Source organism: Rhodococcus sp. BS-15 (assembly GCF_000813105.1).
Taxonomy (GTDB): Bacteria; Actinomycetota; Actinomycetes; order Mycobacteriales; family Mycobacteriaceae; genus Rhodococcoides.
On the sequence record NZ_BAOX01000030.1, the window covers coordinates 18,004 to 27,554 of the forward strand.

Here is a 9,551-nt window from a genome sequence, read left to right on the forward strand (position 1 = left end):
CCTTCACCCAGGTGCGCCCGGCTTTCTGCTGAGGGGTCCCTCTCCCCTATCGTGAAACGCATGCACGACTACGTCCGCGACGGCGCGGAGATCTACCGACAATCGTTCGCGACCATCCGAGCCGAAGCAGATCTGTCACGGTTCGCACCGGACGTTGCCCAGGTCGTCGTGCGCATGATTCACGCGGTCGGAGAGATCGATCTGACCGAGACCATCGGCTACACCCCAGCGGTCGTGACCTCCGCTCGCGCGGCACTGAACTCGGGAGCGCCGATCCTGTGCGACGCCAACATGGTCGCCGCCGGCATCACTCGTCGCCGTCTTCCAGCCGACAACGAGGTGCTGTGCACGCTGTCCGATCCTCGGGTGCCGGACTTGGCTCGGAGTATGGGGACCACGAGAACCGCTGCCGCGCTGGAGTTGTGGGGCGACAAGCTCGGCGGTGCCGTCGTTGCGATCGGAAACGCGCCGACCGCTCTGTTTCACCTGATGGAGATGCTCGCGGCCGGGGCTCCGAAGCCAGCAGCCATCGTCGGCGGCCCGGTGGGATTCATCGGCGCAGCGGAGTCGAAAGAAGATCTGATCGCCGCCGACCTCGGCGTCGAGTATCTCGTCGTTCGAGGTAGACGTGGTGGTAGTCCGATCACCGTCGCTGCGGTCAATGCCATTGCGAGCGAGCAAGAATGACCAGCACCGGAAAACTTTGGGGAGTCGGCGTCGGTCCCGGCGATCCGGAGTTGTTGACCGTCAAGGCCGCTCGCGTGATCGCCGAGGCGGATGTGGTCGCCTTCCACAGTGCACAGCACGGTCGCAGCATCTCTCGTGGACTGGCGGCCGGGTACATGCGGGACGGGCAGCTCGAGGAACATCTGGTCTATCCGGTCACCACCGAGACCACGGCGCACCCCGGTGGGTATCAGGGTGCGATCGACGAATTCTACGAATCCGCTGCCGCACGGTTGGCGGCCCATCTGGACGCGGGACGCTCCGTAGTGCTTCTCGCCGAGGGTGATCCGCTGTTCTACAGCTCGTACATGCACATGCACAAACGGTTGGCCGACCGCTTCGAGGTCGAGATCGTGCCCGGCGTGACGTCCGTCAGTGCCGCCTCGGCCGCACTGGCAACTCCGCTCGTGGAGCGAGACGAGGTGTTCACCGTGCTGCCCGGCACGCTGCCCGCGGACGAACTCACGCGCCGGCTGCGCGGCACCGACGCAGCCGTCATCATGAAACTGGGCCGGACCTACCCCACCGTACTCGAGGCCCTGGAGCGTTCCGGCCGACTCGACGAGGCGCGCTACGTCGAACGCGCCAGCACGCCCCAGCAGCGAGTTCTCGACGCCGCAGACGCCGACAACGTGCCCTACTTCTCGATGATCGTCGTGCCGAGCCCGTCCAACAGAGCCGAAATGCCCACCGACAGTGGAGAAGTGGTCGTCGTCGGCCTCGGTCCCGGCGACGATGCATGGACGACCGACGAGGTGCGCGCCGAACTGGCCGCCGCCACCGATCTCGTGGGCTACGTCACCTACATCGATCGGGTACCTCCGAGGCCCGGGCAGATTCGGCACGCGAGTGACAACAAGGTCGAATCCGAACGTGCCGCCTTTGCGCTCGATCTCGCCAAGCAGGGCCGCCGAGTAGCCGTGGTCTCCTCGGGCGATCCGGGGGTGTTCGCGATGGCCACCGCCGTGATCGAAGTGGCAGCCGAGCAGCAGTGGAACTCGGTACCGGTACGGGTGGTGCCCGGAATGACGGCCGCCAACGCCGTCGCCAGTCGAGTGGGCGCACCACTCGGACACGACTACGCCGTCGTCTCGCTCTCCGATCGCCTCAAGCCCTGGGACGTCGTCGCAAGGCGGCTCGCGGCGGTCGCCGGAGCCGACATGGCGATCGCGATCTACAACCCGGCGTCGAAATCGCGCACCTGGCAGGTTGCGGCCATGAAAGAGATTCTGCTCGAGCGTCGTTCGCCGCAGACCCCCGTGGTCATCGGACGCGCAGTGGGGAGCGCGCAGGAATCCGTTCGCACCGTGACGCTCGGCGAACTCGACCCGGAGTCGATCGACATGCGATGCCTGCTCATCATCGGATCCTCGATGACGATGGTGGTCGACACGGGAAGCGGGCCGAAGGTGTTCACCTCCCGCCGGTACCCGTCAGAGGGTGGAGCGTAGTCGATTCGTCAGCCAGTCCACGGCGGCCGCGATGTCGAACACCGTCGGTGCCGAGCCGATTCGCGCAGGACGGTCGACCACGATCACCGGAATCGATGCCGCTCGGGCAGCATCGAGCTTGGCTCGCGTCATGTCGCCGCCGCTGTTCTTGGTGATCAACAGGTCGATTCGGTTGTCCGCGAGCATCATCGACTCGTGGTCGACGTCGAAGGGCCCACGGCTCAGGTGCAGTGTCATGTGCGGCGGCACCGGGCCGGTCGGCGGGTCGATCGCTCTGACCAGAAACCACGAGTGATCGACACTCGCGAAATGGTGAACACCCTGCCTGCCTGTCGTGAGGAACACCCTGCTGCCGGGGGTGATCGCCGACGCCGCGTCGGGCAACGACGCAACCGAGGTCCACCGATCACCCACGCCCGCGGTCCATGATGGCCGCGTCAGCACCAGGAGCGCGACCGACGTTGCCTGGTGGCCTGCTCGGCGTGTGCCCCGATGGTGGAGGCGAACGGGTGTGTCGCGTCGACCACCACGTCGATTGCGTTGTCTCGCAGCCACACTGCAAGGGCGTCCGGCCCGCCGAAGCCCCCGATCCGCGTCTGTCCGACGGGAATCATCGGCTCGGCGACCCGACCCGCCAGCGAGGTGATCGTCTCGATCCCCTGCACCGTGTCCATGGCTGCCGCGAGTGCCCGCGACTCCGTCGTACCACCGAGAATCAGGACCTTCACAGTTTGACAGCGCTCCATTGGGTGACCGGCAGCTGTGGTCTCCACGTCGTGAACGCGCCCAGCGGTTCACCGCGATAGATCTGGAACCTGCGGAGCTCTCCGCCGTACTTCGCCGCGGCGGTCAGCAACAGCGAATCCGATTCGGCGGTCACCGAATTCGCTACCACCCGTCCGCCGGTGCGCACCGCGCCCCAGCACGCCTCGAGCATGTCGGCACCGGTCAACCCACCGCCGATGAACACCGCGTCCGGTACGGCGTCCTCGTCAGAGACAGCCGGGAAGCTCTCCGGGGCGCCGCGGTGCACCACGAGGCTTGGAACTCCCAGGTGCAGTGCGTTGCTCTCGATCTGCTCACGGCGCGCCGGCGAGCTCTCGAACGTCACTGCGCGACAAAATCGGTCGGTCCGCATCCATTCGATGGCAATGGTTCCCGATCCGCCCCCGATGTCCCACAGCAACTCTCCGGGTGCCGGTGCCAATGCGCTGAGCGTGAGCGCTCGAACCTCCCGCTTGGTCATCTGACCGTCTCCGGTGTACGCGGAATCGGCCAGGCCGGGAATGCGGGTGTGGCGGGACGCGTCGGGATCTCGGACACACAGCACCGCAACGACATTGAGCGGGTCGATGCCCTCGAACGTCGACTCGCGGGCGATTCCGCCGGCGACCCGCTCGGCCGGTCCGCCGAGCTGTTCGAGGACCGTCATGTCGCTCGATCCGAAGCCGTTGGCGCACAACACTGCCGCGATCTCTCTCGGTGTGCTGCTGCCCCGACTCAACACCAGTATCCGACGCCCGTCGGCCAACTCGGGCAACACCGTCTCGGCCGGGGTGTTCACCAGAGACACCGTCAGGGTGTCCTGCAGTGCCCAGCCCAGTCGCGCGCATGCCAACGACACGGAGGACGGTGCCGGGTGAACGCGTAGTCGCTCGGCACCGAACTCTCGCGCCAGCGTCACCCCGATGCCGTGGAACATCGGATCCCCGCTGGCCAGCACACACACGCGCGAACCTGCACAGGCGTCGATCATCGGCCGCAGATTCGGCACCAACGGACTGGGCCATGTCCTGGTCTCGGTGCAGTGCTCCCGCACCCCCGCGACCTGGCGGGCCGAACCGAACACCACATCTGCTTGCTCGACGGCCGTGCGGGAAGCAAGAGGCAGTCCATCCCAGCCGTCCGCACCGATTCCCACGACCACGATCGGAGTGGGCACGGGCGCCACCATCAGCGCGGCATCCTGCGCCAGAGCCATTGCGGCAGTAGGCGCATGGCGAAGAACACCGGTCTCAGAGTGCCGGGGATCCACACGCTGGCCCGACGCTTGCCCAGCGCCGTGACAACGCCGTCGGCGACCTGATCCGGCGTACTCGACATGGGCGCGGGTGTCATCCCCTCGGTCATGGAACCGATGACGAATCCGGGACGAACGAGTAGCAGATGCACTCCGCTGCCGTGCAGTGAGTCGCTCAGTCCGCTGGCGAACCCGTCGAGACCGGCCTTTGCCGATCCGTACACGTAGTTGGCGCGTCGCACGCGCACACCCGCGACCGACGAGAACACGACCAGGTCGCCGCTCCCCTGGGCTCGGAGCAGCTTCGAAGCGTGCGTCAGCACCGAAACCTGAGCCAGGAAGTCGGTGGTGATGACGTCGAGAGCATGCTGCGCATCGTCCTCGGCCCGCGCTTGATCCCCGAGGATCCCGAACGCCAGCACCACGATCCCGATCGGGCCGTATCGCTCGGCAACCCGGCTCATGAGCTCGGCGTGAGTGTCCATCGCGTTCGCATCGAACTCGACGGTGTGCACGGCGTCCGCACCTGCACGCTGCACTCGTCGTTGCTGAGCATCGAGGTCGGTGCTGCGCCGAGCTGCCAGTACGACAGTTCGCCCCGAGGCGAGTCGGGTAGCGACCTCGAGTCCGATCTCGCTGCGCCCGCCCAACAGCAACAGCGTTCCGGCGGCGGGTTCTGCTCGTCTGCTCACGCCGACCAGTCTTGCCGATCGAACACCGTTCACTACAGTCGGGTTATGGCCGCACAACCCGCTGACGCGACTTCACTCACCGACGACGCAATCGAATTCCTCACCGAGAGGCACCTTGCCACTCTGACGACACTGCGCACGGACGGAACCCCGCACGTCGTGGCCGTCGGCTTCACCTACGACGGCGACGCGCAGATTGCCCGGGTCATCACCAACGACGTGTCGCAGAAGGCCATCAACGCCGGACGGGGTGCCTATGCCGCCGTCACTCAGATCGACGGCGCTCGCTGGCTGACGTTGGAGGGGCCCGCGTCGGTCCGGAACGATCGAGAGTCGGTCGTCGATGCGGAGAACCGCTATGCGCAGCGCTATCGCGTACCGAGAGAGAACCCCACCCGGGTCGTCATCGAGATTCAGGTGCAGCGGGTACTGGGTAGCCGTTCGCTGCTCAACCGGTAACGAGCCGTCACCACGGCCCTCACGGCCACGGCAGAACGGTGAGGTTCGGCCACTCGGTCGTCCACCGGGCCGCCTTGGCCTCGTACACGTGCTGCATCGGCAACCGCGGGTTCGGCCGCACGATCCCCGCGAAGAGATCGTCGAATCCGTGCGGTGCGTACACGACATCCGTTCCGCCCTGGTCGGTGGTGATGCCGAAGCAGCACGTGGTGGAGACGAAGTGATCGATAGCATCCTCGGTACTTCGGTACGGTGCGATGGCAGTGCCGAAATGCTCCTCGTACCACAGGTGTATGCGCGCCTCGTTGCGTACTTCGACGTCGACACCGAGGTCGGCGAACACCGAATCCGCGCGCTCGATCACATCGTTCTCCGCATCGTAGGACAGATCGGAGTCGTCGAAGTAGAAGAAGTCGTAGTCGCGAATTCCCGCCCGAAGGTCTCGACCGGCCAGGTGGTTCCACACCGTCTGGAAGAGGCCACCCGCTGTCAGATACCACCCGGGGAGCCCCAGCTGCGGTGCGCGTCGAAGTATCTCGTCGACAGCAGGATTGGATCGAACGACCGAGACGAACTCGGCCTCGCCCGGCGGCATCACACCGGCAGGACGGCCAGACCGTGCGGCCTGAGGTTGACCGACTCGCAGCCGTCTGCGGTGACGACGACGATGTCCTCGATGCGTGCACCCCACTGTCCGCGGAAGTAGATTCCCGGCTCGATGCTGAACGCCATCCCCTCGGTGAGCGTGATGTCGTTTCCCGCAACGATGTACGGCTCTTCGTGTACCGACAGGCCGATCCCGTGGCCGGTGCGGTGCAGGAACGCCTCGCCCAGACCGGCGTCGACCAGGACGTCGCGGGCGGCCGCATCTATGGACTGCGCCGTGACACCGGGCACCACCGCATCGACAGCTGCCTGCTGGGCCCGCTCGAGTACCGCGTACTGCTCGGCGATCTCCGCCGAGGGCTCGCCGAGACTGTAGGTGCGGGTCGAGTCGGAGTTGTATCCCGGTGCGACAGGTCCCCCGATGTCGATCACCACGACGTCGCCCGCCTCGACGACTCGATCGGAGACCTCGTGGTGCGGATCGGCACCGTGCGGCCCGGACCCGACGATGATGAATTCCGGTGCAGTGTGGCCTTCTTCGACGATCGCGGCCGCGATGTCCGCGGCGATCTGCGCTTCCGTGCGGCCCACTCGAAGCCATTCACCCATCCGGGCGTGCACGCGGTCGATGGCGTGCCCGGCGCGCCGCAACGCGTCTATCTCGGCCGCATCCTTGACCATTCGGAGTTCGCGAAGCACGTCGGTGGCCAGCACCGGCACCGTGCCGAAGACACCCGCCAGCGGCACGAAATGTAGGGCGGGCATGGCGTCGGCGACGGCTGTTCTCGTTCCACCGGGAACTGCCGATGCCACCAGTGCGTACGGATCCACACCGTCGACCCAGTCGACGAGCGTCAGAGACAGCTCTTGCGCCGCGGAATCACCCAGTGCGGCGAGCTCGAGCCGAGGAACCACGACCGTGGGGGTTCTGCCGTCCGCGGGAACGACCAGAGCGATGAGACGCTCGAACGAACTGGCCTTCGATCCGATCAGGTACTGCAGATCCGGACCCGGGGTGATCAACAGGGCATCCAAGCCTGCTTCCGACGTCAGGCGAGCCGCGCGGGCGAGTCTGGACGCGTAGACATCGCTGGAGAAACGTGAGGAACTGACCGAAGAATCGACACTCATCCCACCAGGCTAGTGCCGTTTGGCAAGATGAGCCCCATGACCGCCCCCGGAAAGTCGCCGCTGCTGCTCCTCGACGGCGCGAGCCTGTGGTTCAGGGCCTACTACGCACTGCCCGAGTCGATTACGGCCCCCGATGGCCGACCCGTCAATGCCGTCCGAGGCTTCCTCGACATGATTTCGGCGTTGATCGCGCGCACCGAACCCAGCCGACTGGCGGTGTGCCTCGATCTCGACTGGCGGCCACAGTTTCGCGTCGACCTGGTGCCGTCCTACAAGGCGCATCGTGTTGCCGAGGCCGCGCCGGAGGTCGCCGAGAGCGAAGAGGTGCCGGAGACACTGACACCACAGGTGGACATGATCATGGATGTGCTCGCCGCACTGGGGATCGCGACCGCAGGCGCAGAGGGTCTCGAAGCCGACGACGTTCTGGGAACCCTGGCAGCGCGCGAGCGTCAGGACCCCGTGGTCGTGGTCAGTGGAGACAGAGACCTGCTTCAGGTTGCCGCCGACGAGCCGAACGAGGTGCGCGTTCTGTATGTGGGCCGTGGGTTGGCCAAAGCCGAATTATTCGATCCCGCACTGGTTTCCGAGCGCTACGGTGTGCCACTTCATCGAGCGGGCGAGGCGTACGCGGAACTCGCCCTCCTGCGCGGCGATGCCTCCGACGGCCTGCCCGGCGTCAAAGGAATCGGGGAGAAGACGGCGTCGACGCTGATGCTGAACTACGAATCCGTCGCTGCGCTGCGCGCTGCGGCACTCGATCCGTCCTCGGATATGGCCAAGGGCATCCGGGCGAAGCTGGCCAATGCGAGCGACTACCTGGACGCGGCACTTCCCGTTGTTCGGGTCGTCACCGACGCGACGTCGTCCTGTCCAAGTCCGACGAGATTCCGGCCGAGCCCGCCGATCACGCCACGCTGAACACTCTCGCCGAGACCCTCGGAATCGAGAACGCCGTGAACCGCCTCGTCTCTGCGATGGCGGCCACGGCGTCGAAGAACTGACCCGAGTGGCCGAGCCGGTCTACTTGGGTAGGGAGACCTCGTAGTTGGCGTCGTTGTCGAGGAAGGTCAACGTCACCGTCTTGAACGCACCGTCGACCGTCAGGGTGCAATCGACACTGGTCCCCGCCTCGACCTCGATGTCCTGGGGGCAGGACACACCGGAGACGTCGGACGCACCGTAGGACTCGGTGACGACCGTGCGAATACCCTCCTCGGCCGCAGCAGTGTCGAGGGTGGTCGTACGACCGAAGGCGAAAAACGACACCACAGCGATCACTGCGACCACTGCGATGACGGCACCGACGATGATCAGGGGCTTCTTCGACTTGGACCCGGCCTGCCCGGGCCCCTGCTGATTCGGGTACTGCTGGTTCGGGTACTGCTGATTGGGATTCCAGGGCTGCTGTGGCTGCTGGCCGTATGCACCCGGCCCGTACTGCCCACTACCGAATTGCTGTGGTGCGTAAGGGTTCTGGTACGCCGCATCGCCCGATGCAGGCGCACCGGCACCGGGATAGGGCGCGCCGTACTGCTGACCGGCCGGGTATTGCGCAGTGGGGTTCTGGCCCTGGGGGTAACCGCCCTGTGCATTCGGGCCTTGGGGATTCGGGCCTTGGGGGTACTGCCCCTGGGGGTAGCCGCCCTGTGCGTTCGGAGCCTGGGGGTATTGCCCCTGCGGATAGCCGGCAGGGGGGTACTGACCCGGCGGATATTGACCTTGTGGGTATTGACCTTGTGGGTACTGCCCCTGCGGGTACTGCCCCTGCGGGTACTGCCCCTGCGGGTACTGGCCCCCGGGCTGCTGAGGCTCTGCCCGTACGCACTCCGATCGGGTTCGCCGTACGGCGCGGCCGGCGGCTGCCCGTACTGATCCCACGCCGATGGTGTCGGAGTCTGTGGATCGGCCGAGGGACCGCCAGGCTGCGTCTCCGGCGTGTCTTTCGCGGCACCGTCCTGCTGATCGGGCTTGCGCGACCAGCTGTTGTCCGGATCGGTCGGACCGTATGGGCCGCTCATCTCGCCTCCACTGAAAATTCGGATTCGTCGGGGGTACAGTATCCCGCCCGTACTACTCTCCGCTGTACCGACCCGGCAGTCCGATTCGCTCCTGTCATGCGGCATCGACGGCGACCACGCCGCGGCGCAGAGCCGCGATCGCCCGCGCCGCAGTTCGCGACAGTTCCGGCTCCGGCGCCGCGAGCGAACCTGATCCAACAGGTCGATCACCTGCCGACACCAGCGCACGAAGTCTCCGCCGGACAGTGCCTTACCGTTGTCACCCGCGGTGACGAGAGCATCGACCAACGAATGGTTGGACGCCCACTTGTAGATCGCCTTCACGAAGCCCATGTCGGGTTCTCTCGTCGGCGGAAGCTTGTGCCGAACTTCGTCGGACCGCAGCTCGTGCCATACCCGCACCGTTTCGGTCAGCGCGTGTCGAATCGGACCGGTCGGACCGTGC

Annotated in this window: 8 protein-coding genes and 3 pseudogenes; 4 read left to right on the top strand and 7 right to left on the bottom strand. The window is 66.2% G+C overall.

Going from position 1 to position 9,551, the window contains the following annotated elements:
* Positions 1–60: 60 nt before the first annotated feature.
* Together RHBS_RS06335 and RHBS_RS06340 are read left to right on the top strand one after the other, a co-directional pair.
* Positions 61–687 carry a precorrin-8X methylmutase gene (locus RHBS_RS06335; protein WP_121869856.1) on the top strand — a complete coding sequence of 209 codons (627 nt, stop codon included), beginning with the start codon at positions 61–63 and terminating at the stop codon, positions 685–687.
* Positions 684–2,177 (top strand): precorrin-2 C(20)-methyltransferase, encoded by a 1,494-nt coding sequence (locus RHBS_RS06340; protein WP_128645185.1) that lies wholly within the window; start codon positions 684–686, stop codon positions 2,175–2,177. The genes RHBS_RS06335 and RHBS_RS06340 overlap by 4 nt, the downstream gene beginning before the upstream one ends.
* Here RHBS_RS06340 and RHBS_RS32085 read toward each other — a convergent pair.
* The 3 genes and pseudogenes from RHBS_RS32085 to RHBS_RS06355 all read right to left on the bottom strand — a co-directional run bounded on the left by RHBS_RS32085 (position 2,160) and on the right by RHBS_RS06355 (position 4,889).
* Positions 2,160–2,923, bottom strand: a pseudogene (locus tag RHBS_RS32085) (cobalt-precorrin-6A reductase). The gene RHBS_RS06340 and the pseudogene RHBS_RS32085 sit on opposite strands and share 18 nt — an antisense overlap.
* Positions 2,902–4,158: a precorrin-6y C5,15-methyltransferase (decarboxylating) subunit CbiE gene (gene cbiE / locus RHBS_RS06350; RefSeq protein ID WP_237669046.1), complete on the bottom strand. Its 1,257-nt coding sequence runs from the start codon at positions 4,156–4,158 to the stop codon at positions 2,902–2,904. The pseudogene RHBS_RS32085 and the gene cbiE overlap by 22 nt, the downstream one beginning before the upstream one ends.
* On the bottom strand, positions 4,131–4,889 hold the full coding sequence (locus RHBS_RS06355; protein ID WP_121869859.1) for an SDR family NAD(P)-dependent oxidoreductase: 759 nt from the start codon (positions 4,887–4,889) through the stop codon (positions 4,131–4,133). Before RHBS_RS06355 ends, cbiE begins: the two co-directional genes overlap by 28 nt.
* Before the next feature lie 45 nt (positions 4,890–4,934).
* Between RHBS_RS06355 and RHBS_RS06360 the strand changes: the two genes are divergently transcribed.
* A complete protein-coding gene (locus tag RHBS_RS06360; protein WP_121869860.1) occupies positions 4,935–5,348 on the top strand; it encodes a TIGR03618 family F420-dependent PPOX class oxidoreductase in 414 nt (137 codons plus the stop codon).
* A gap of 19 nt (positions 5,349–5,367) precedes the next feature.
* On the opposite strand, the gene RHBS_RS06365 is transcribed toward RHBS_RS06360, so the two are convergent.
* The gene (locus RHBS_RS06365; protein ID WP_128645186.1) at positions 5,368–5,943 is read right to left on the bottom strand and encodes a nucleotidyltransferase family protein; all 576 of its coding nucleotides are present in this window, start codon (positions 5,941–5,943) and stop codon (positions 5,368–5,370) included.
* The gene (locus RHBS_RS06370) at positions 5,943–7,085 is read right to left on the bottom strand and encodes a Xaa-Pro peptidase family protein (protein ID WP_128645187.1); all 1,143 of its coding nucleotides are present in this window, start codon (positions 7,083–7,085) and stop codon (positions 5,943–5,945) included. Before RHBS_RS06370 ends, RHBS_RS06365 begins: the two co-directional genes overlap by 1 nt.
* A 27-nt stretch (positions 7,086–7,112) precedes the next feature.
* Here RHBS_RS06370 and RHBS_RS06375 point away from each other — a divergent pair.
* Positions 7,113–8,089: pseudogene (locus RHBS_RS06375) on the top strand (5'-3' exonuclease H3TH domain-containing protein).
* Between the two features lie 19 nt (positions 8,090–8,108).
* Here the strand turns inward: RHBS_RS06375 and RHBS_RS06380 are convergent.
* Positions 8,109–8,966: a DUF4333 domain-containing protein gene (locus RHBS_RS06380; protein WP_128645188.1), complete on the bottom strand. Its 858-nt coding sequence runs from the start codon at positions 8,964–8,966 to the stop codon at positions 8,109–8,111.
* A gap of 234 nt (positions 8,967–9,200) precedes the next feature.
* Positions 9,201–9,551: pseudogene (locus tag RHBS_RS06385) on the bottom strand (DEAD/DEAH box helicase); the annotation flags it as partial.

Coding starts and splice junctions, on each gene's coding strand:
- RHBS_RS06335 (WP_121869856.1), top strand. CDS start 61: ATGCACGACTACGTCCGCGACGGCGCGGAGATCTACCGACAATCGTTC.
- RHBS_RS06340 (WP_128645185.1), top strand. CDS start 684: ATGACCAGCACCGGAAAACTTTGGGGAGTCGGCGTCGGTCCCGGCGAT.
- cbiE (WP_237669046.1), bottom strand. CDS start 4,158: ATGGCTCTGGCGCAGGATGCCGCGCTGATGGTGGCGCCCGTGCCCACT.
- RHBS_RS06360 (WP_121869860.1), top strand. CDS start 4,935: ATGGCCGCACAACCCGCTGACGCGACTTCACTCACCGACGACGCAATC.
- RHBS_RS06365 (WP_128645186.1), bottom strand. CDS start 5,943: ATGCCGCCGGGCGAGGCCGAGTTCGTCTCGGTCGTTCGATCCAATCCT.
- RHBS_RS06370 (WP_128645187.1), bottom strand. CDS start 7,085: ATGAGTGTCGATTCTTCGGTCAGTTCCTCACGTTTCTCCAGCGATGTC.